Origin of the sequence: Acidovorax sp. 107 (assembly GCF_003058055.1) — a bacterium.
GTDB lineage: Bacteria > Pseudomonadota > Gammaproteobacteria > Burkholderiales > Burkholderiaceae_C > Acidovorax.
The window spans coordinates 1,835,918-1,857,296 of record NZ_QBTZ01000001.1 but is presented as its reverse complement, the minus strand read 5'-3'; the positions used below and the strand labels follow the sequence as shown (position 1 = coordinate 1,857,296).

The window sequence follows — 21,379 nt, the reverse complement described above, 5'->3', positions numbered from 1 at the left end:
CTGCTTTCCAGCCCCCCGTTTGCTTTTGCCTGGAACCACGCCATGTCTACCCCCTCCTCTACACCCCAACCGCCCTCCCCCAACGCCTGGGGCGCTTTCAACGGCACGCGCCGCAGCGGCCGCACGGCCCGCCTGCTCTCGCTGGACGACTTCGAAGCCGCCGCCCGCCGCGTGCTGCCGCGCCCCATCTTTGGCTACGTGGCCGGTGCGGCCGAGGACAGCCTGGCATCGGACGACAACCGCCAAGCGTTCCGCGAGATCGCCCTCGTTCCCCGCGTGCTGCGCAACGTGGCCGAGCGCGACCAGGGCGTGACGCTGTTCGGCCAGCGCTACGCCAGCCCCTTCGGGATCGCGCCCATGGGCATCGCGGCGCTGTCGGCCTACCGGGGCGACATCGTGCTGGCTCGTGCGGCGGCCGCGGCGGGTATTCCGGCCGTGCAAAGCGGCAGCTCTCTCATCCGGCTGGAAGAAGTGATGGCCGCCGCCCCCGGCACCTGGTTCCAGGCCTATTTGCCCGGCACGCCCGAACGCATCGACGCCTTGCTGTGGCGCGTGATTGCTGCAGGCGTACAGACCCTGGTGGTGACGGTGGACATCCCCGTGGCCGGCAACCGCGAGAACAACATCCGCGCGGGCTTCTCCACCCCGCTGCGCCCCAGCCTGCGCCTGGCGTGGGACGGCCTGGTGCGCCCGCGCTGGCTGGCGGGCACGCTGCTGCGCACGCTGGCACGTCACGGCATGCCGCATTTTGAAAACTCATTTGCCGAGCGCGGCGCACCCATCCTGTCGTCGCGCGTGCAGCGCGACTTTGCCGCACGCGACCACTTTGACTGGAGCCACATCGCCCACATCCGCCGCCAGTGGCGCGGCCCGCTGGTGGTCAAGGGCATTCTCAGCCCGCAGGACGCCGCCCTGGCCCGCCAGCATGGGGTGGACGGCATCATCGTCAGCAACCACGGCGGCCGCCAGCTCGACGGAGCCGTGGCCCCGCTGCGCGTGCTGCCCGCGATTGTCGAGCAGGCGGGCAGCGGCATGACGGTGATGCTGGACGGCGGCATTCGCCGGGGCACCGACGTGATCAAAGCCCTGGCACTGGGCGCGCAAGCGGTGTTTGTAGGGCGGCCCTTCAACTACGCCGCTGCAGTCGATGGCGAGGCAGGCGTGACAGCGGCCATCGATCTATTGCGCGCCGAGGTGGATCGCAACCTGGCCATGCTGGGCGCCACCACCTGTGCAGCGCTGGGGCCAGAGCATCTCATGGACCGGCGGACACGCTGAGGGACTCCGGCGCACGCTTCTCGGAGGGTCCCTAGGGCGCAAAGTGCAATCAGCGTAGTTTGAAATGAAGTGATGGCAGCGCCGGCAAAAATCCTGTCGATCACTTCAATATTGATAGCTGTCAGCGCTTATCAGAAAAGCGCTAGTAGCACTTTTCACTCACTAGAAATGGTCTGCAGCGCCGCTGACGGCCTCAGGCTGATTTCGAACTTTCACTCGACCACCATTGGCAGGCAGTTTTGGCCCGAACCGGTTTGTTTGCCGTGCACTATGGAACTGCCATGGACGGCCCTTCAGTTAAAGTCCCCGCCCCGCGGGCGATTTTTGACCGCATCGTGCTTCCCGGTGACGGGGTTTGACAACAAAATCTGCGATTTTGGGTGAGGCTCGCCAGCGGATGTGGCCGTGCAAACCGCAACTCGCGGAGATAGAAAAAATATGCTGCTAACCGATATAACCGTCGAGCACACTTTGGTGTCCAAAAAGGATGGCGTTCGCCAGACTTTCTTCCTGCACCCGTTTACCGATACGCAGCGCGATTCACTGGGTAAATTCGAGCTCGTTCGCGACGTCAGCCAGCCCGGACTCAAAGACGTGAAACGCTCCACCTTCGTATCGTTTCACCAATTGGCGGAGCTGTATGCAAAAGGCCTGCTCGAAGAATTCGGGTTTTCCGTTCGCATGTGTCCGGGTAAAGGCACCTACCCTGCCAAACTGCCAGCCAAAAAGATACTGCCCACCAGCATCAAGCCCGGCTCTTCGTTCGACCTAGCGGTGCAGAAGGTGGATATTTCCAAACCGGCCACTCGCGAGTTGAGAACTGCCTTGCTACGCACCAACGTCAAAATTGAATAATCACGACGCTGATTGATAAAGGGTCTACCGTGAATCCACCCATTGCACATACTGAACTCATCGCCACGTTCAAGCGGGCTGAGGCAGATGCCGCTCACAAATTCGGGCTGATCCAAGCGGCGGCGAATAAGGGTCCGAAGGCAATACAAGCCGCCACAGAAACAGCGGCAAAGGCGGCAAAACGCAGGGACTCTTTTGCGAAAAAGCTGGGCGAACTGGGAGTGGTACTCAAGTATTGAGCGCCGCCAAGCCCATGGCGTAACACCCACCATTGGCGACCGCGCAAAACGGACCCTGTTCATCAAAATCATCTCCGGAATCTGAAAACAGAATCGGTCATGGGTCCTGCCCCGATTTGCATGTTTTCAAAGCACGGCAGTTGAAGCGTCTTTATTTTTCGGACTACAAAGGTGTTGAGAGAGATGGGAAACCGCTATAGGCTGATCTCGGTCGCTCGTCGGTGGGGACCTAAGCGGCAGCTGGTTCCAGAGGCGGTCCCTCGACCTGACGTGGCCTCTCCGGCAGCTTCGCCGAAGGAAGCGGCCGTCCGGCGTGTGTGGAGGCGGTTGGGCATTTTGAGTGATCGCCAGTAGAGACAGTCCCGCGGTGCATTCCGATCGTGGCCGCCAGGCTGGCTGGCTCGAATCGCTGACGCCAAGTTGGCCCGCCTGTTGTCACGCAAAGGATGCTCGCCGGACAATGTGGCGTACGAGGCGTGTTGACACACCGAACAACGGCATGGATGCTGTGACATATGCGCATCCCCTCCGAACGCCTCGCCTTCTGGTTCTTGCGGCTCAACGGCTTTCTCACTATCCCGAACTTCATCGTGCATCCCGAGGGGCCTCGGGACGACGGCGCCTATCCGCAGCAGACTGACGTTGATGTGCTGGGGGTGAGGTTCCCGTTTCGTGCGGAGAACCGACGGCGGCCCATGCCAGACTACCGGCTGTTCATGGCTGAACGTCGCAGACCGATGGTGGTGCTTTCTGAAGTGAAGACGGGGCAGTGCGGCTTGAATGGGCCATGGACTGACCCGGAGTGTCAGAACATGCAGAAGGTGCTCTGCGCCGGTGGATTCCGACCAGCCCACCAGGTAGAGGAGATTGCTAGGGCCCTCTACGGTCATGGTGTGTGGCAAGACGAGACCTTGGTCATCCGTATCGTGTGTTTCGGCAATCGGCACAACTCTGGTCTTGAGAGAAGCCATCCATCGGTTCCGCAGCTGATTTGGCATCAAGAAGTACTGCCTTTCGTCTACCGCCGCTTTGACGAATACAAACTGGAGAAGCAAATGCACCGTCAGTGGGACGAGGACGCTCGACAGCTGTTTGCGGTGGCTGGGCAGGTGGCCAACGCGGACGAATTTGTGGCGTCAGTTGAAGTGGTCGACAAGCTCTGAAGGATGCATCTCAGTTCCCCATCAGTCGGCCGATGCCTTTAGAGACGCAACTCAGGAAGGTCACGTCTTCATCATTGAGATCGGCTCGGTCGATGAGCTTCCAGGCAGCGATGGCCGAGCACACCAGCAGGATGGAGATGCCGGCGCATTGGCAAGGCGAGATGAGGCGCTGCCACATGACCTGGTCCAACAAGATCGCGAAGGTCGCTGCGGCCGAGCCCTTGAGGCTGGCCTTGCGCTCGGCGGTCCAGGCCATCATGCAAAGCGGCAACACTGTGTAGAAGACGGCAAAGCCAATCGTGCCCGTGCAAAAGGCACCGACTGGGCCGAACGAAGCGGCGAGGTGCGCGGTGTCGTCCACCGCAGTGGAAAGGTCGCCGCGGCCGTGGCGCTTGTAGCCGCGCCTGCTCACGCAGCCTCCCGCGTCGAGCTGACCGGCCGCTTCTCCGCTTGAACGAATGCGGTCTGGAGGCCTTGATAGGTGCTGGGCGCTGCGCCGGTGCGATGGCGCAGGGTTCTCATCTGCACGTCCAGGACCGCGTAGACCAAGCCGCCGTGTAGCGGGCGCATCACCTCGGCCAGGGCCAGCACCGCCGCCAGCGCGCCAACGAACGGCGTGGCCACGGCGCGGGAAGCCAGCAGCGTCATCCCGCAGATGTCTTTGCGTTCGTCGGCGAGCCTTTTGTAGGTATCGTTCAGCTCGGGCGCGGCTTGCACGGTGGACTCAGCCCTCCAGATTTGGGAAGTGTTGATTTCCACGCAAAGCTGACCCACCATTTCCATCGAATCTTGACCCACCCTGGTTCGTGAGCTTCACGCTCACGTTGTGGATAAGTTCTTGGTCGCCTTCTCCTTCTTGGTGGTCTGTGGTGGTTGCTGTGCGGAGCTGTTCTTGAACCTGTAGCTGTCGTTACCCGTTTCCAGAATATGGCAGTGATGCGTGAGTCGGTCCAGCAGTGCCGTGGTCATCTTGGCATCCCCGAACACACTGGCCCATTCGCTGAAGCTCAGGTTGGTGGTGATCACAACGCTGGTGCGCTCGTACAGCTTGGACAGCAGGTGGAACAGCAAGGCTCCTCCTGACGTGCTGAATGGCAGGTAGCCCAGTTCATCCAGGATCACCAGATCGGCATAGGCTAGGCGGTGCGCGATCTGCCCCGGCTTGCCCTGGGCCTTCTCCTCTTCCAGTGCATTGACCAGCTCCACCGTGGAGAAGAACCGCACCCTGCGGTGATGGTGCTCAATGGCTTGCACCCCGAGGGCTGTGGCGATGTGGGTCTTGCCCGTACCCGGGCCACCCACCAACACCACGTTGTTGGCGTTCTCCAAGAATTCGCAGCGGTGCAGCTGGCGTACCAGTGCCTCGTTCACCTCACTGTGGCCGAAGTCAAACCCAGCCAGGTCCCGGTACGCCGGGAACCTGGCCACCTTCAATTGGTAGGCCACCGAGCGCACCTCTCGCTCGGCGGTCTCGGCCTTGAGCAGTTGGGACAGGATGGGCTGCGCCGCATCGAAGGCCGGTGCACCTTGCTCAGCCAGTTCTGCAACTGCCTGGGCCATGCCGTGCATCTTGAGCTCGCGCAGCATGATCACGATGGAAGCGATGGCAGGGTCATGACGCATAGCGCACCTCCCTCAATTGGTCGTAACGAAGCACATTGGCTTGGGGTTCCACCGCCAGCTTGAGGGCCTGCGGCGATGTGACCGGTGCTGGGGCGGGCTTACCGTCCAGCAGGCGGTGGAGCACGTTCAGGATGTGGGTCTTGCTGGCAGCCCCTGACTCCAGTGCCAACTCCACTGCAGCGAGCACAGCTTGTTCATCGTGGTGCAGCACCAGTGCCAGTACCTCCACCATCTCCCGGTCGCCGCCGGGTTGCTTGAGCAAGGTGGCCTGCAGTCGCTTGAAGGCCGCTGGTAGCTCCAGGAATGGGGCGCCGTTGCGCAAAGCTCCTGGTTTGCGCTGCAGCACCGCCAAGTAGTGGCGCCAGTCGTACACGGTCTGACCCGTACCGTGGTGGTTACGCTCGATCAGGCGCTGATGCTCGCACACGATCTGGCCTTCGGCGGCGACCACCAGGCGATCGGCGTAGACCCGCAGGCTCACCGGCCGATTGGCATACGGCGCCGGCACGCTGTAGCGATTGCGCTCGAAGTGGACCAAGCAGGTGGGTGAGATGCGCTTGGTGTGCTCCACAAAGCCATCGAAGGGCCGGGGCATCGGCATCAAGGTTGCCTTCTCTTGAGCCCAGACATCCGCGACGGTGCCCGGCAGCTTGCCGTGCTCGATCTCGTGCCACAGCGCCACGCAGCGCTCTTCAAGCCAGGCATTGAGATCGGGCAGGCTTTGGAATGGCGGCACCACCTGCCACAGGCGATGGCGGGCATCGCGCACGTTCTTCTCCACCTGGCCCTTCTCCCAGCCCGACGCGGGATTGCAGAACTCGGCCTCGAACAGGAAGTGGCTGACCATGGCCGCAAAGCGCGCATTGACGTCGCGCTCCTTGCCACGGCGCACCCGGTCTACAGCGGTGCGCATGTTGTCGTAGATGCCACGGCGGGGCACGCCACCCAGGACTACGAATGCATGGTTGTGGGCATCGAACAGCATCTCGTGCGTCTGCAGGGGGTAGGCGCGCAGGTAGAACGCTCGGCTGTGGCTGAGCTTGAAGTGGGCTACCTGCAGCTTGGTGCGCACGCCAGCGAGAACAGCCCAGTCCTCGCTCCAGTCGAACTGGAAGGCCTCACCCGGACCGAAGGTCAGGGGAACGAAGGTGCCACGGCCAGTGGTCTGCTGTGCCACAAGGCGCTGCTCGTGCCAGAGGCGCGCAAAGGCCGCCACACGGTTGTAGGAGCCGCCATAACCGAGCGCCTGCAGATCCACGTACATCTGCTTGATGGTGCGCCGCTGCTTGCGGGATCGGCCAGCTTCCGTCTTGAGCCAGCCGGCGAGCTTCAAGGCGAAGGGATCGAGCTTGGATGGACTGACCCGCTTGGCATAGTGCGGCTCGGCCTCGCCTACGCGCAGGTACTTGCGGATGGTGTTGCGCGAGAGGCCCGTGCGGCGGGCGATCTCCCGGATGGACAGCTGCTCTCGCAGGGCCCAGCGCCTGATGACACTCAGTGTTGCCACGTCTATCACTCCTGGTCTCCTGCTGCTCAGCAAAGCAGCAGGTTAGGGTTAGTACGTGGGTCAGGTTTGGATGGAAATCCCGGGGGTTAGTGGGTCACTTCTGCGTGGAAATCAACACCATTGTGTCGGCGACGCCAAAGCGGGCTTGGAGACCGAACTGCTCGTGGTTCTTGCGCAGGAACTCCAGCCCGAAAGCGTGAAACGTGCCGACCCAGACGTCATGTGCGTTCGGCACGCCCAACTGCTGCAATCGGTCAACGAGCTCTCGGGCGGCTCGATTTGAAAACGTGAGGAGCAGCAGTTCCTCGGGCTTTGCTCCTTTGGCGAGCAGGTGCTGCACCCTCATCAGAAGTGTGGCCGTCTTTCCAGTCCCGGGCCCGGCTACGACCAATGACGTAGTGGCAGATGACGTGGCAGCGGTGACCTGTTCTTGGGTCGGCGTGATGGGCTCGGACTGCTCTTCAACGGCGGCGGCGGGTTCAGGAAGAAGCAATCCGTCGAGCAGTTGTTGTCGAACAAGCTCCAAGGGGAGGTCCAGCTCCTGCGCCAGCTGCGTTGCGTTCTTCCCGGTCAGGAACAGGCCGCGTGCCACGGTGCGCGGAAGCAGTAGCTCTCTTGCGAAGATGTTCGCCTGCAGTTCGGCGCGTTCTCGAGCGCCGTAGGCCTCAACTTTCTGAGCACCGAACGTGTCGCCGTCCTCTGGATTCAAGGTCGAATCCACGACCTTGTGGCAACCCTCGTGGCCTTCGGCATGAAGCTTCCAATGTCCGAATTCGTGCGCGACGAGGAACGCCCGTTCCCGGGTCTGCACGTCGTTGCGCACGACAATTTGCCGGAATTTGCGAACCAACACAGCATCTGCGGTTCCTAGAGCCTCGTCGTCAGGTGCCGCATCCGAGATATCGAAGTCCTCAGCGTCTTCGGTGGCTTCGATGACTTGCTTCGATGAGATTCCGGACGACGCCTCGTTGCCGAACAGCTGATGCCTTAGCAGCGTCGCAGCCTCTCTAGCTCTATGGAAGGGGGTCAAGAGTCGCACTCCCTGACTTGCTGTAGCGCGAGCAATCGTCGCTTCTCTTCGTCGCTGACCGACAGGGACTGGACCGCGGCTTTCCATGTTTCTTGAGACGAAGCGTTTGGCGCCGCTTTCGACCGATAGCTCTTCGTCCCTGCCAGCTCTGGTCCCAAGCATCTTTGAAGACCGCCAGGCGCGACATCGAGATGCACCGCCAAGTCGCGCAGCACCTTGATAGGTACGTCGACGATGCTTTTGGTGAGGACCTTCGTTAACAGCAGCGCAGAAGCGCCCAGGCCTGCGGCAGCGGCGGCTTGCTTGAGGCGTTTCCCAGCGAGCGACTCGATGGCTTTGCGTGCAGCTTCAGCTTGTGAGTTCGCCCCAGCCCCGTTGTCCAGTTCATGGAGACGGTTGAGTACAAAGCTCTGCAGGCGCGAGACAGACTCCTCAGAGATGTTGGCAATCTCTGCAGCTGGAGTCTCGGGTGAGGCGTCGTGGGCTGACCAAAGGGCTGCAAACTCAAGGATGTCCTCGCGATATTGAGGATGGGCTTCGCAGGCGCGAAGAACCATGGCGGGCGATGGCTTGTCGGCGGAGAAGAAGAACTCGTCCAGAACCTCCTCGAGCGATAGCCTGCGGGTGGGCGATGTCATTGCATGAACTCCTTCCGCATCTCTGCGACTTTGTCAATGGCAGTGTTCTTATAGGTGTTGATGGTTCGAGGGGTGACCCCAAGCGCAGCTGCAATGTCTTTAACCGGCATGTCTTCGACGAAAAGCATCGTATAGACGAAATGCTCTTGCTTAGTCAGCACAGCTTGCAGCCGCTTAGCAACTTCCGCGTGCCGTTGCCGGGCGTCCAGGGCGTCAGCCGGCGTATCGTGCTGGCGCAGCGCAGAGACCTTGCGAATGGTCTTGTCGGGGTCATCGTCCTCGTCTGAGCGTTCCATGGCATCCAGGCTGTCCTGGAGGTTGCGCTTCTTGGCCAGCAGACGGCGCTGAAAATCGAACGCGCGGCGTTTAAACAACTGCCCAAACAGTTTTTCAGCATGCGCTGCGTCGCCTGGCCGCGTAACGAGGCACTCCCAGACGTACTGCGACAGCTCTTCCGCGGCCTGGTCGATGTTTCCGATGTTCCCGGGGTAGATGCCGCTGCGCACTGCGAAGCCCTTGGCGAGGCCCAGCAGGCGCCGCGACAGCACCCTTGAAAGAATCCCCGCCCGGCTGGTGTTTCCAGCATCCCGAACGCGCCTGAACATGCGAAAGACCTGCTCATCAGGGATGAACAGTGGGTCGTGCTCCCAGTCTGTACGCGCCAGCCTGGCCAGCAAGGCGCGGTCATCGAGGGCCTCTACGGCCGCGTCAGGTTCTCGTGTGTACATCGTTGTTTTCCGTTGGTCATGCGAACACCCCCCTCTCGTTTCAGGGGAATGCCCCCTCGCATAACTAAGTCGCAAGTTGAGCCGGAAATCGGAAGCTGTCGGGGCGTCGCGGGTTGAGATGACCCGTAATGCCGAGCCGACGGCGGTCGGTTTTCCACCGAACAGTATGCAATAACCTTTCGTTACGCGCGCACGCCCCAGGAGCTTGGGCGTCGCGCGGTACTGGAGTTCGAAGCAACATAGGCCCCAACCCGAAGAACAGGATTCAAAGCTGCGGGCGCGAGGTCACGACGGCTCATTCAGCCGCCCAGGAAACAGGTTGCGGACCAGCGCATCGTGGGGCCTGTCCGTCTCGAACTTTGCGTCGCCAGCGTTTGGCAGCGGTTGACCTGCAGCGGTAAGCAGACATCCGCTGATGTTGAAGTGGGCTCGCAAGCATGCACGCAACGACCGACCGGTTCAGCCCCCAGACCGGTCGGTCGAACCTTGTGTCGGCTATTGGCTCGATGACCGAAATTCACTGAGGACCCGTCATACGAGCCACGGCGCGGACCGACCGAGATCGCTGCATGGCAGTCATTTCTCTGCCGCTTGAACTAGGCCGAAAGCTGCGCGCCAAAACACAGCCAGAGCAGTGCCATGGTGGACACCGAACTGAAGCAGATGGATGGGCCATAAAAAAGCGCCGGGCTTTCCCAAACCCGGCGCTCTCATTCCAGCAAACTTTGTCAAGCCAACTTGAACGGCAGCTCGCGCGGCGTCTTGCCCGTGATCTGCGCAATGGCATTGGCAAACGCCGGTGCCAGCGGCGGCAGGCCGGGCTCACCCATGCCCTTCGGCGGATCGGCGCTGGGCACGATGTGCACGGTCACCTGTGGCATGTCGGTGATGCGGGGCACGGCGTAGTCGCCGAAGTTGCTCTGCTCCACCACACCGTCCTTGAGCGTGATGGCTGCGCCGGGCAGGCAGGTGCCCAGGCCCATCAGCGCGGCGCCTTGCACCTGGGCTTCCACGCTCTTGGGGTTGACCACCAGGTTGCAGTGAACGCCGGCGGTGATGCTGTGCAGCTTGGGCGTGCCGTTTTTGACGGACGCCTCGACCACATAGGCCACCACCGACTCGAACGATTCGTGCACTGCCACGCCCCAGGCGCGGCCGGCGGCCAGCTTCTTCTTGCCGTAGCCGGACTGGGCGACAGCCAGTTGCAGCGCTGCCTTGTGGCGCGGGTGCTTGTCGCCCATCAGGGCCAGACGGTAGGCCACCGGGTCTTGCTTGGTGGTGCGGGCCACTTCGTCGATCAGCGTCTCCATGGCGTAGGCCGTGTGGGTGGAGCCCACGCTGCGCCACCACAGCACCGGCACGTTCACGTCCGGGTGGTGCACCGACAGCTTCATGGGCACGTCGTAGGGCTCTTTCATGCCTTCGATGGCCGTGGCGTCAATGCCGTTCTTGATCATGAAGGCCTCGAACGGCGAGCCCTTGGTGATGGACTGGCCGACGATGGTGTGGTCCCACGCCAGGATCTTGCCCTTGGCATCAAAACCGATCTCGGCGCGGTGCACGTGCATGGGGCGGTAGTAGCCGCCCTTGATGTCGTCCTCGCGGCTCCACAGCGTGCGCACCGGCGCGGTGATGCCGGCAGTGCGCGCGGCCTTGGCCACGCCGCAGGCCTCCACCACGTAGTCGCTGGTGGGGATGGCACGGCGGCCAAAGCCGCCACCGGCCATCTGCGTGTTGACCTTGACGTTCTGCGGCTGCAGGCCCAACGTCTTGGCGGCGGCCATCGCGTCCAGGCCGGGCATTTGGGTGCCCATCCACAGCTCCGCCTTGTCGCCGTCCAGCTTCACGGTGCAGTTGAGTGGTTCCATGGGCGCGTGCGCCAGGTACGGGAACACAAACTCGGCACTGATCTTGTGGGGTGCACCCGCCAGCGGCGCCATGTCGGCCTGCATGGCCACGTTGCCCGGCTTGGCAGCCAGTTCGCGGTACTGCGCCAGCAGCGCGGTGGTGTCGGGCTTGGTTACCGCGCTGGTGTCCCATTCCACCTTGAGGGCGTCGCGCCCTTGCTTGGCAGGCCAGTAGCCGTCGGCCACGATGGCAATGCCCTCGCCGCCCCGGTCGGTGGGCACACGCAGCACGGCCTTTACGCCCTTGATAGCCTTGGCGGCGCTGTCATCCAGCGACTTCACCTTGCCGCCAAACACGGGTGGGCGGGCCACCACGGCCGTCAGCATGCCGGGCAGGCGTACGTCAATGCCGTAGTCCTGCTGGCCGCTCGACTTGGCCTTGGCATCCAGGCGCCCGGTGGGCTTGCCGATCAGGCGGAACTGCTTGGGGTCCTTCAACGTGACCTTTTCGGGCACGGGCTGCTTCATGGCAGCTTCGGCCAACTGGCCATAGCCCAGTTTCTTGCCGCCGGGGCCGACCACAAAGCCGTTGCTGGTGCGCAGGGCCGACGCGTCCACACCCCACTGTGCGGCAGCCGCCCCGACCAGCATGGCCCGGGTGCGCGCGCCCAGCTCGCGGTACTGCGTGTATGAGTTCTTGATGGAGTTGGAGCCGCCCGTGAGGTGCATGCCGAACGCAGGGTCGGCATAGGCGGGGTTGGCGTCGCCGTGCACGCTGCGCACCTTGCTCCAGTCAGCATCCAGCTCCTCGGCCAGGATCATGGGCAGGCCGGTTTGCACGCCCTGGCCAAAATCCAGCCGGTTGATGGTGACGGTGACGGTGCCATCGGCATCGATGCGCACAAAGGCCGAGGGCTGCTCGTGCGGCTTGAGGCCAGCTGGGGCCGCAGAGGCTGCGCCCTGCGCAGCAGACACCAGCGGAAACGCGCCCAGCGCAAAGCCCGAGGCCGCAGACACCTTGAGGAAGGTGCGGCGCGCCACGCCGTCCGGTGCGTCCAATGCTTCCGAAGTGATAGCGCCTTGCGCTTTATCCACGAGCGCCTGGAGGTGTTTTGGCATGAAATGCTGTGCCTGGCCCTGCAGGGCATGGGGTTCGAAGTGCATGGTGGTCTCCTTCAATCAGGCCAGGGTCTTGGCAGCGTCGTGGATGGCGGCGCGGATGCGCACGTAGGTGCCGCAGCGGCACACGTTGCCGGCCATGGCAGCGTCGATGTCGGCATCGGTGGGCTTCTTCTTGCCCTTGAGCAGCGCGGTGGCACTCATGATCTGGCCGCTCTGGCAGTAGCCGCACTGGGCCACGTCGTGCTTCACCCAGGCAGCATGCACGGCCTTGCCCACCTTGTCGTCGGCGGCGATGGCTTCAATGGTGGTGATCTTCTGGCCCGCTGCCGCCGAGATGGGCGTGATGCAGGACCGCACCGGCGCGCCGTTCAGGTGCACGGTGCACGCCCCGCACAACGCCTGGCCGCAGCCAAACTTGGTGCCGGTCATGCCCAGCGTGTCGCGCAGGGCCCAAAGGATGGGGGTGGATTCGTCGGCATCCACGGCCGTGTCTTTGCCGTTGATATTCAGGGTGGGCATCGGGGGACTCCTTGGGGTGAAGGTCAGCGCTCAAAAGCACAGCGCAATCGATAGGGCGGCGTGGGCAGAGGTTGAGCCGCTTTGTTGTTTTAAGAGAATAACCATTCGATTAAACCGCAAAAGCCAAGTTTTTGCAGCGACCCGGTTCAGGCCTTGATGGCGTCCCAGCAAAGCCCAAACGCCATCTGGTGCACGGCCTCATCGTCGGGCAGCACCTGGGTGCGGATCAGGTTGCCGGTCTCGCGCACCGAGCCCACCAGGCTGGCCGTGAGCAGCGGAATGGGCACGGCCTTCAGGATCTCCTGCTGCTGGCCTTCCTCCATCAGCGCAAAAAAACCCGCCATCAGCCGGGTCGAAAATTCGCGGTTGCCCTGGGTGAACCAGGGCGAGTTGTAGTACTGCTCCTGGAACACCACTTCGGCGTACTGATCCAGCCGATGGCGCAGCAGGTTGCCCCAGGCGCGGCGCACCCGTGCGCGGTAGGGCATGCCAGGTTCGATGCCGTCCATGATGCGCGCGGCCGTGACGGTCTTGGCGTCCTGGTACAGCTGGCTGATGAGTTCGTCCTTGGACGGGTAGTACACGTACAGCGTGCTCGTGGCCACGCCCGCTGCCCGGGCAATGTCGGCCAGGGTCAGGCCGCTCAGGCCCCGCTGGGCCACCAGTTCAAAGGTGGCCTGGGCAATGGCGCGCTGTTTTTCGTCGTCTTTGGGTTTCATCGGAACCAGGAATATAAACGAACATAAATTCGACCACTACCAAAGCCTATGCGCATGACTACAGCGCCCTGCCCTTGCGCAAAGCGCCATCGTACGAGGGATGCACAATCGTGGCCATGACCACGAACTCCATCGCCGACCTCCGCAAGAGCTACGAGCGCGCCGAACTCAACGAAGACGCCTCGCACGCTGCCCCCCTGCAGCAGTTTGACCAGTGGCTCAAGGAAGCCATCAGCGCCGAAGTGCCCGAGCCCAACGCCATGACCCTGGCCACCGTGGGCAGCGACCTGCGACCCAGCACCCGCATCGTGCTCATCAAGGGCTATGACGAGCGCGGCATCGTCTGGTTTACCAACTACGACAGCCGCAAGGGCCGCCAGATTGCGGGCAACCCGTTTGCAGCGCTGCAGTTTCACTGGGTGGAGCTGGAGCGTGTGGTGCGCATCGAAGGCGTGGTGGAGAAGGTCAGCGACGAAGAAAGCGACGAATACTTCCACAGCCGTCCACTGGATTCGCGCATCGGCGCCTGGGCCAGCCCGCAAAGCCAGGTGATTTCAGGCCGGGGTGTGCTGGTGGCCAACGCGGCCAAGTACGGTGCGCAATTCATGCTGAAACCGCCCCGCCCGCCGCACTGGGGCGGCTACCGCCTCAAGCCCGACCAGTGGGAGTTCTGGCAGGGGCGCAAGAGCCGTCTGCACGACCGGCTGCGCTACCGGCTGGACGCGGGCGAATGGGTGCGGGAGCGGCTGGCGCCCTGAATCGGGGCGGCTGGATCAGCCCGCTACCCAGCGGGTGACCGCCAAAATCACCACCGGCATGGTCACCAACCCCATGGCGGTGGACACCGCCACGCTGGCCGTCACCTCTTCTTCTGCCACGCGGTAGCGCTGCGAGAACAAAAACACGTTGGCCCCGACGGGCAGCGATGCCGCCACGATCATCACGGCCAGCGGCATGCCCGACAGGCCCAGCGCCCAGCCCATGCTGGCCAGCACCAGCGGGTGCACCACACATTTCACCAGCGCAATGCGCAGCGCGGCCTTGAACTGGTGGCCGACCTTGGTGAATGCCAGCGTCACCCCCACTAGTAGCAGCGCAATCGGCCCCAGCGCCTGGCCCAGCAGTTGCAGGGGCTTGCCCACCACCTCGGGCACCACCAGCCCGGTCTGCGCAAACAGCAGGCCCGCAATGATGGGCAGCGGCACGGGGTGCACGATGCCGTTGCGAATGGCCTGCAGCACGGTGCGCCACATGGGCTGCTGCACCCCGCCCGGGCGCCCGGCATGTTCGCGCGCGGCCGCCAGCTCGAAAACCACCGTGGCCGCAGTCAGCAGGATGAGCGAGTGCACCGAGATCAGGGTGAACAGCGTGACCAGCCCTGCCTCGCCAAACACCAGGCCCACCAGCGGCACGCCGATCATCAGTGTGTTGCTGAAGGTGTTGGCCAACGCCCGCGCGGCGCCCAGCGTGTTGAAGCCCTGCACCGCCAATGAGGCCGCATAGACCACACCAAACGCCACAAAGTAGATGCCCACGGGGCCGAAGTTGAGGTCTTCCAGGTGCACCGTGCTCATGGTGCGAAACAGCAGCGCGGGCGTGAGCACCATGAACACGAGGTTGGCCAAGTCCTTGACGGATTCGGCACGTATCCAGCCGCGCCGCCCCACATAAAAGCCGATGGCAATGAACAGGATGACGGGGATCAGCGAGGTGAAGACAGGAGAGTTCACGGAGAAAAGCGCGCCAGGTCGGCAAGGGTGGGCGCCGATTGTCTCCCATGATCTCTTCCGACTTGGCGTGGTGTGTCTGGCGCACACCGATAAATTGCTATATTTTTCATAGCTATCAGCGCATATTGCCCTGGCGCTTGGCGCCGATTTCTTTAAAATCCCCTGGTCTGCACGCGCTAGGAGCGTATCTGCTGCGGCGCACGTGTGTCCGCCGACAGCAGGGCCAGCAGCCCTTGCAGGCCGTCTACCCGGTGGTCGGCCAGGGGCCAGGGTTCGACACCCGGCCGCACGGTCTGGACGGTGGTGGCCCCCAGCGCGCGCCCGGCCGCCAGCTCGGACAAGGGGTTATCGCCCACCACCAGCATCTGGCGGGGCGTGCAACCTTCGCGGGCCAGGATCTGTTCAAAAAATGCCCGCTTGCCATGCACCGCAGCGGTGGGCGGTGCGTCAATCGCGTCGATGAGGACTTGCTCGAACCAGGGGCGGATTCCCAGCGCATCGATCTTGCTGTCCTGCAGGCGCCGAAAGCCGCTGGTGACCAGGTAGCGCCGCAACGGAATGCAGGGCAGCAGGCCGATGTCGGCATAGCCATGCAGCGGCGCCCTGGCTTCCATCTGGCTGAACTGTTGCCACCCGGCCGCGCGCATGGCCGGCGTGAAATGGTGGCGCTGGGCCACCAGGTCGAACGCAGTGAACCAGCAGGCCTGCAGCGCCTGGTCCAGGGCCTGCGGGCTCAGCGCGCCCTGGTTGGCTTGCCGCACGGCCTCGAAAGCGGGCTCGAACAAGGGGCCCACCGCCCGCGCATCCATCAGGCAGTTGTCCAGGTCAAAAACAGCGACGGTGTAGTCCAGAGGCATGGCTCATCAAAAAGGGGGGTTAACAAAACGGCGTGGCGCATGGCAGGCGCATACCGGGCAAAAGCCGCGCACCTTATCCGGCCACCACGGATACGCCGTGGTCTGCCAGCGTTAGGCTGACCGGGGCGCCCACATCCAGCGGCAATTCCACCAGGGGCGACACCACAAAAATGGCGCCCAGGGCGCTGGCAAAGGTGTATTCCATGACGCTGCCCAGGTAGGTGCAGCGGATGACCCGCGCGGCCAGGCCTGCCGATGTGGCCGGGCCAATCACCCAGGCCTCCGGGCGCACGGCGATCTTGACCGGGCCGGTGGGCAGTGCGGCGGGTGACGGCACGCGCAGCGGGCCCAGTTGCGCATACCCGGTGTCTGCGATGTTGCCCGGGCTGGGCGCGTGGTTCTGGGCCGCAAACAGCATGGCTTCGCCCATGAAGCCGGCCACAAACTCGGAGGTCGGTTGCTCGTACAGCGCGCTGGGGGCACCACGCTGGGCGATGGCGCCCCGGTCCATCACCACGATCTGGTCGCTGACGGCGAGGGCCTCGGACTGGTCGTGGGTGACATAGGCCACGGTGAGCTTCAGGCGCTGCTGCAGGGCGCGAATCTCCTCTCGCATGGCGCGGCGCAGGCGGGCGTCCAGGCTGGACAGAGGTTCGTCAAACAGCAGCACCGCGGGCTCCAGCGCCAGCGCCCGCGCCAGCGCCACGCGCTGCTGCTGCCCGCCCGACAGCTCGTGCGGCCTGCGCTGGTCCAGCCCTTGCAGGCCCACGGTGTCGAGCATGGCGCGGGCCTTGTCGCGCACCTGCTGCTTGCCCAGGCCCGCCAAATGCAGGCCGTAGACCACGTTGTCGATGACGTTCATGTGCGGAAACAGCGCGTAGTTCTGGAACACCAGGCTCACATTGCGCTGCGCCGGGCCGAGGGGGGTGACATCCTGCCCGTCGATGAAGATGCGGCCCGATGTGGGCGATTCGAGCCCGGCAATCAGGCGCAGCGTGGTCGTCTTGCCGCAGCCCGATGGCCCGAGGATGGTGGTGAGCGTGCCACGCGGCACGCTGAAGCTGATGTGGTCCACCACCAGCGGAGCGTCGGGCGATGAGCCGTACCGCTTGCTGACATCCCGGAACTCGATGCCATGCGCGGCTGGTGTCTCGGAGCGGGCTGTCACGGGCATCTCATTCTTCCCAGGCCACGACGGCATCCACGCCGATGACCTGCCCCGCATCCATGCGGTTGAACAGCGTGACCTGCGCGCCCATCGCCTCTGCAATCTGCCGGCAGATGGATAACCCCAGCCCCACCCCACCCTGCCCGGCGGAAAACGGCTGGAACAGTCGCTGCCGCACGGCGTCGTCGATGCCGGGGCCCTCGTCCCACACCAGCACCTCGCGCCGCCCAGTGCTGTCGCGCAGCAGCACACCCAGCCGCCCATGGGTGGGCGTGTGGTGGATGGCGTTGGCCAGCAGGTTGCGCATCAGTTCGCCCAGCAGCGCTGCGTCGCCGGGTGCCCACAGCGTGTCAGGGCCCTCCAGCGCAAAGTCGAGCCGTTTGGCCGCAATCAGCGGTGCCAGTTCCATCACGGCCTCGCGGGCAATCGCGTTCAGGTCCACGCTGGACAACTCGCCCATGCGCTTGAGCTGCTCCACCTTGCTCAGGCTGAGCAACTGGTTGGCCAGGCCCGAGGCGCGGTCCACGGTATGCAGCATCTGCTGCAGCGCATCGCCCACCAGCATGTCACCCGCCATGGCGGCCTGCAGCTGGGTGCGCAGCACGGCCATGGGGGTGCGCAGCTGGTGGGTGGCATCGGCCAGAAAGCGCCGCTGTTCCTCGATCCAGCGGCTCTGGCTGTGTTGCAGCTCGGCAAAATGCTGCACGGCGGGCGCGAGTTCTAACGGGCCTTCGTAGATGCGGTCTGCCGTGCCCGCAGCGTCGTTGCTCAGCGGCCGCATCAGCGACACATCGGCATGTTGCAGCCAGACCGATGCCGCCCGCGCCAGCAGCACCGCCACGGCGGTCATGGCCAGTGCCAGCAGAAGCACCCACCACAGGCCCGAGCCACCGCCCAGCAGGCTGCGCGCGCCGGGCAGGCGCTCGCCCAGCGGGCGTGCCACCTGGCGCACCACGGGCGCAGCCACGGTTTGCCGCTCCTTCACTACGGTGGGCTGGTACAGGGTCACGGCCACCCGCACCAGCCGGTCGCCCACCTGCGCCAGGTAGAAGTGCACGGCACCCGGGTCACGTACTGCCTCGGTAGGGGGCACACGCGGCAGGTCAGCGCTGCCCGCCAGGCGTTCGCCGTCCAGATTGCTCTCGCGGTACCAGACGCCGGGCGCTGGCTGGGCAGACAAAGATGGGGCCGGGTCTTCGGACCAACCTGCAGGCCAGTGCGCCAGCGCCTGGCGCAGGGCCTCGTCCTGCGCGGCGGCGTCATGCTGCGCCTGATAGGCCCATTGCACCGCGCAGATCACGGCCACCAGCGCCCACAGCGGCACCAGCCAGCCCACCAGCAGCCACCGCTGCAACGAGCCGCCACGCGGCCTCCAGGGCCGCTGCTGCCACCACCGCAGCGTCACCGGGCCACCCCGCCTTTGTCGGATTTTTCGGCTTTGTCCGTCTTGTGGGCGGCCATGCTGTCGGCGTCGCACAGCAGGTAACCCACGCCGCGCAAGGTCACGATCTCGGCGTTAGTGCCCACCAGCTTCTTGCGCAGCCGGTGCACCACCACTTCCACCGCGTCGGCTTGCACCTGCTCGTCCGTGTTGGCAAACACCTGGGTGCGCAGCTCTTCCTTGCTGACCACCCGGTCCACGCGCGACATCAGCAGTCGCAGCAATTCGGACTCCCGCTGCGACAGCTCCAGCGGCAAGGCATCGTTGTAGAACACGCCGCTGCCCGGCTCGCGGTACAGCGCCCCGCAGCGCAACTGCCCGTCGCGCCCCACGCGCCGCGTGAGGGCTCGCAGCCGCGCCACCAGTTCGTCCAGGTCAAACGGCTTGGCCAGGTAGTCGTCGGCTCCGGCCTCCAGTCCTGCCACCCGGTCTGTGACCGCCGCGCGGGCGGTCAACGCCAGCACTGGCGTGGTGCTGCCACCATCGCGCAGGCGCCGCAGCACCTCCAGCCCATCCAGGCCCGGCAGCGACAGGTCGAGCGTGATCACGTCAAACGCGGTGCGCCGCGCGGCCACCAGGGCCTCCTTGCCATCGGCACAGCACAACACCTCGAACCCACGCGCCACCAGGCTGCGGCTCAAGGCCCCGGCCAGATCAAAGTCGTCCTCGACCAACAGCAGTTTCATCCCCCGATCATGCCGCCTGCGGCAGGCCCGGGCCACTGTGCTTCTACGGACGGGCGATGAAAGGGAAGCGAAAGGCGGGTTCGTCCTTCTGCGGCGGGCCGCTGTACAGTGAGGCCCAGCCTTCTGGAATCCGCCGCCATGAGATCACTTTTGACCCAGCCCGCGCTGTCAGGCACTTGCCGAAAAACCTTGCAACTGCTGGCAGCCGCACTGGCCCTGTGCACGGTGCTGCCCACCCAGGCCTCGCAGTCCTTGCGCTGCAATGGTTCGCTGGTGGGCAAGGGAGACTCTCCGGTGACCCTGCTCCAGAAGTGTGGTGACCCCATCTACCGCCAGGGCGTGTGCGTTTCCATGTTGCAGCTGGGTTGGGTGGTGACACCCTACCGCCCCGGTAGCCCCGCAGCGGTGCTGGCCAATCAGTGCGTGCCCATGGAAGAGTGGACGTACGACCGGGGGCCAGGCACCTTCCTGGGGGTGGTTCGCATCTACAACGGCGCCATCGAATCCGTGCGCGACGGCGACCGCAGCCGGTAGTGGGGGGCCGCTGGCCCTCCTAGCTGTTTGAACAGGTTCTTCAATGCGCTGGAGGGCGGTCAACCCTCAAGAAGTCGCAGCGATGACGATGCTGGATTCGTCAAAAACCGCCGTGGCCTGCTGGCCCGTTCGAACCTTGACTCCTGCAGCAGCAAAGCCCACCAGCTGGATGCCGCTGGGCAGCTGCAGTACCACCTCCGGGGCAGCGCCCCGGGCCACGCTCCGTACCACCCCGGCCATGGCATTGCCTGTGGGACTGGACGGGTCTGGGACCACCTGAACCGCTGTCGCCTTGCACAGCGCCAGCACACCCAGCCCGGCCTTCAAACCCAGCAACTGTGCGCTGACCCGGGTGATGGATGCGTGCAGCGCCTGCTCATCCGCCAGCAGCAGCTGCACACGCACCTGCCCGCCCCCGGACCGCACCTTGCCCACGGTGCAAGGAAACTGGTTGCGCATGCTGGTGCGCAAAGCCAGTGCGGCCCGGCCGGTCGCTGCGTCGTCGTCGCTCCTCAATCGGCCCAGCACCTGCTGGCGCGCAGCGGCCAGCGCATGGGCAGCCTGCAGCACCCGCTGGCCTGCCGAGGTCAGTGCAGCCCCGCCGCCGCCGGTGCCGCCCACTACTTTCTCCACCAGTGGCACCCCGGCCAGGTTGGTCAGCGTCTCCAGCGCCTGCCAGGCGGCCTTGTAGCTCACCCCGGCGCCCCGCGCCGCCTCGGAAATGGAGCCCACCTCGCCGATGCGGCGCAGGATGTCGATGCGTTTGTCCGTGACCTCGTGGCCCAGCACATCGGCCAGGGGCAGGGAAGAATTGCTCATCCGGGCATGTTAACTGCGTGGTGCGGACATTTGCGGCACCGCTGTTCATCAGCGGAATAGCGAAGCAGCGGCCATGCTACAGTCCCGCTATTCCAATGAAGAATAGCGAGGTCGTTGTGAAGCGTTTCCTGTTGTCACTGGCTGCATGCTTAACGGTGGCGGTTTCGGCCCATGCGGGCGAGGTGTCAGTGGCCGTGGCGGCGAACTTCACGGCCCCGATGCAAAAGATTGCCCGCCTGTTCGAGCAGGACACCGGCCACAAAGCCACGCTGGCTTTTGGCTCTACCGGGCGGTTCTATGCGCAGATCAAGAACGGCGCGCCGTTTGACCTGCTGCTGTCCGCCGACGACGAAACCCCGGCCAAGTTGGCCAAGGAAGGCCTGGCGGTCGATGCCAGCCGCTTCACCTACGCCATTGGCAAGCTGGCCCTGTGGAGCAAGCAGCCCGGTCTGGTGGATGCACAGGGCCAGGTGCTTAAATCCGGCACCTTCGACAAGATCGCGGTGGCCGACCCCAAGCTTGCGCCCTACGGAGCCGCCGCAGTCGAAGTGATGACCCAATTGGGCGTGCTGAACACCCTGCGGCCCAAGTTTGTGCAGGGTGAGAACATTGCCCAGACCCATCAGTTTGTCGCCACCCAGAATGCCCAGCTCGGTTTTGTCGCCCTGTCGCAGGTGATGGCCGAAGGCCGCCTGGTGGAGGGCTCGGTGTGGGCCGTCCCTGCAACGCTCTACTCCCCTTTGCGCCAGGACGCCGTGCTGCTGAGCAAGGGCCAGGGCAACACCGCAGCGGCCGCGTTGCTGCAATACCTCAAGGGTGACAAGGCGCGGGCGGTGATCCGTGGCTATGGCTACGAGCACTGAGATACTTACACAC

The 21,379-nt window shown here is 64.3% G+C and carries 23 protein-coding genes; 7 read left to right on the top strand and 16 right to left on the bottom strand.

Annotation, left to right across the window (positions count from 1 at the left end; genetic code table 11):
- Positions 1 to 42 precede the first annotated feature (42 nt).
- From C8C99_RS08815 to C8C99_RS08800, 4 genes are all read left to right on the top strand, one after another.
- Complete coding sequence (locus tag C8C99_RS08815; protein WP_108625510.1) at positions 43 to 1,278, top strand: alpha-hydroxy acid oxidase; 1,236 nt, start codon at positions 43 to 45, stop codon at positions 1,276 to 1,278.
- 438 nt (positions 1,279 to 1,716) lie between these two features.
- Positions 1,717 to 2,133 carry a hypothetical protein gene (locus C8C99_RS08810; RefSeq protein ID WP_056644542.1) on the top strand — a complete coding sequence of 139 codons (417 nt, stop codon included), beginning with the start codon at positions 1,717 to 1,719 and terminating at the stop codon, positions 2,131 to 2,133.
- Between the two features lie 29 nt (positions 2,134 to 2,162).
- On the top strand, positions 2,163 to 2,372 hold the full coding sequence (locus tag C8C99_RS08805) for a hypothetical protein (protein WP_082576896.1): 210 nt from the start codon (positions 2,163 to 2,165) through the stop codon (positions 2,370 to 2,372).
- 515 nt (positions 2,373 to 2,887) lie between these two features.
- Positions 2,888 to 3,535, top strand: coding sequence for a hypothetical protein (locus tag C8C99_RS08800; protein ID WP_108625509.1), 648 nt, complete (start codon positions 2,888 to 2,890; stop codon positions 3,533 to 3,535).
- Between the two features lie 10 nt (positions 3,536 to 3,545).
- On the opposite strand, the gene C8C99_RS08795 is transcribed toward C8C99_RS08800, so the two are convergent.
- From C8C99_RS08795 to C8C99_RS08750, 10 genes are all read right to left on the bottom strand, one after another.
- Positions 3,546 to 3,947, bottom strand: coding sequence for a hypothetical protein (locus C8C99_RS08795; RefSeq protein ID WP_108625508.1), 402 nt, complete (start codon positions 3,945 to 3,947; stop codon positions 3,546 to 3,548).
- A complete protein-coding gene (locus C8C99_RS08790; RefSeq protein WP_108625507.1) occupies positions 3,944 to 4,252 on the bottom strand; it encodes a hypothetical protein in 309 nt (102 codons plus the stop codon). Before C8C99_RS08790 ends, C8C99_RS08795 begins: the two co-directional genes overlap by 4 nt.
- Before the next feature lie 102 nt (positions 4,253 to 4,354).
- The gene (gene istB, locus C8C99_RS08785) at positions 4,355 to 5,158 is read right to left on the bottom strand and encodes an IS21-like element ISThsp10 family helper ATPase IstB (protein ID WP_108625308.1); all 804 of its coding nucleotides are present in this window, start codon (positions 5,156 to 5,158) and stop codon (positions 4,355 to 4,357) included.
- On the bottom strand, positions 5,148 to 6,674 hold the full coding sequence (gene istA, locus C8C99_RS08780; protein ID WP_108625393.1) for an IS21 family transposase: 1,527 nt from the start codon (positions 6,672 to 6,674) through the stop codon (positions 5,148 to 5,150). Before istA ends, istB begins: the two co-directional genes overlap by 11 nt.
- A gap of 85 nt (positions 6,675 to 6,759) precedes the next feature.
- Positions 6,760 to 7,695, bottom strand: a complete 936-nt coding sequence (locus C8C99_RS08775; protein WP_108627095.1) for an ImmA/IrrE family metallo-endopeptidase — start codon at positions 7,693 to 7,695, stop codon at positions 6,760 to 6,762.
- Positions 7,692 to 8,333: a hypothetical protein gene (locus tag C8C99_RS08770; RefSeq protein ID WP_108625506.1), complete on the bottom strand. Its 642-nt coding sequence runs from the start codon at positions 8,331 to 8,333 to the stop codon at positions 7,692 to 7,694. The genes C8C99_RS08775 and C8C99_RS08770 overlap by 4 nt, the downstream gene beginning before the upstream one ends.
- Entirely contained in the window at positions 8,330 to 9,061 is a 732-nt protein-coding gene (locus tag C8C99_RS08765; protein ID WP_108625505.1) for an RNA polymerase sigma factor, read from the bottom strand. The genes C8C99_RS08770 and C8C99_RS08765 overlap by 4 nt, the downstream gene beginning before the upstream one ends.
- A gap of 728 nt (positions 9,062 to 9,789) precedes the next feature.
- On the bottom strand, positions 9,790 to 12,072 hold the full coding sequence (locus tag C8C99_RS08760) for a xanthine dehydrogenase family protein molybdopterin-binding subunit (RefSeq protein WP_108625504.1): 2,283 nt from the start codon (positions 12,070 to 12,072) through the stop codon (positions 9,790 to 9,792).
- Positions 12,073 to 12,087: 15 nt separating this feature from the next.
- A complete protein-coding gene (locus C8C99_RS08755) occupies positions 12,088 to 12,549 on the bottom strand; it encodes a (2Fe-2S)-binding protein (RefSeq protein WP_015014100.1) in 462 nt (153 codons plus the stop codon).
- 146 nt (positions 12,550 to 12,695) lie between these two features.
- Positions 12,696 to 13,268, bottom strand: a complete 573-nt coding sequence (locus C8C99_RS08750; RefSeq protein ID WP_015014099.1) for a TetR/AcrR family transcriptional regulator — start codon at positions 13,266 to 13,268, stop codon at positions 12,696 to 12,698.
- Positions 13,269 to 13,384: 116 nt separating this feature from the next.
- On the opposite strand from C8C99_RS08750, the gene pdxH reads away from it, so the two are divergent.
- A complete protein-coding gene (gene pdxH / locus C8C99_RS08745) occupies positions 13,385 to 14,026 on the top strand; it encodes a pyridoxamine 5'-phosphate oxidase (RefSeq protein WP_108625503.1) in 642 nt (213 codons plus the stop codon).
- Positions 14,027 to 14,041: 15 nt separating this feature from the next.
- Here the strand turns inward: pdxH and C8C99_RS08740 are convergent, their stop codons facing one another.
- From C8C99_RS08740 to C8C99_RS08720, 5 genes are all read right to left on the bottom strand, one after another.
- Positions 14,042 to 14,998, bottom strand: a complete 957-nt coding sequence (locus tag C8C99_RS08740) for an AEC family transporter (protein WP_056644526.1) — start codon at positions 14,996 to 14,998, stop codon at positions 14,042 to 14,044.
- 176 nt (positions 14,999 to 15,174) lie between these two features.
- Positions 15,175 to 15,855, bottom strand: coding sequence for an HAD family hydrolase (locus C8C99_RS08735; RefSeq protein WP_233247187.1), 681 nt, complete (start codon positions 15,853 to 15,855; stop codon positions 15,175 to 15,177).
- Between the two features lie 73 nt (positions 15,856 to 15,928).
- Positions 15,929 to 17,029 (bottom strand): ABC transporter ATP-binding protein, encoded by a 1,101-nt coding sequence (locus C8C99_RS08730; protein WP_108625502.1) that lies wholly within the window; start codon positions 17,027 to 17,029, stop codon positions 15,929 to 15,931.
- A gap of 1 nt (position 17,030) precedes the next feature.
- A complete protein-coding gene (locus C8C99_RS08725; protein ID WP_108625501.1) occupies positions 17,031 to 18,428 on the bottom strand; it encodes an ATP-binding protein in 1,398 nt (465 codons plus the stop codon).
- The gene (locus C8C99_RS08720) at positions 18,425 to 19,150 is read right to left on the bottom strand and encodes a response regulator transcription factor (protein ID WP_108625500.1); all 726 of its coding nucleotides are present in this window, start codon (positions 19,148 to 19,150) and stop codon (positions 18,425 to 18,427) included. Before C8C99_RS08720 ends, C8C99_RS08725 begins: the two co-directional genes overlap by 4 nt.
- A gap of 138 nt (positions 19,151 to 19,288) precedes the next feature.
- Here C8C99_RS08720 and C8C99_RS08715 point away from each other — a divergent pair, with 138 nt between their 5' ends.
- Positions 19,289 to 19,684, top strand: coding sequence for a DUF2845 domain-containing protein (locus C8C99_RS08715; protein ID WP_233247186.1), 396 nt, complete (start codon positions 19,289 to 19,291; stop codon positions 19,682 to 19,684).
- Between the two features lie 66 nt (positions 19,685 to 19,750).
- Here the strand turns inward: C8C99_RS08715 and C8C99_RS08710 are convergent, their stop codons facing one another.
- A complete protein-coding gene (locus tag C8C99_RS08710) occupies positions 19,751 to 20,503 on the bottom strand; it encodes a TOBE domain-containing protein (RefSeq protein ID WP_108625499.1) in 753 nt (250 codons plus the stop codon).
- A 95-nt stretch (positions 20,504 to 20,598) separates the two neighbouring features.
- Between C8C99_RS08710 and modA the strand changes: the two genes are divergently transcribed.
- Positions 20,599 to 21,366, top strand: coding sequence for a molybdate ABC transporter substrate-binding protein (gene modA / locus C8C99_RS08705; RefSeq protein ID WP_199226365.1), 768 nt, complete (start codon positions 20,599 to 20,601; stop codon positions 21,364 to 21,366).
- Positions 21,367 to 21,379 lie beyond the last annotated feature (13 nt).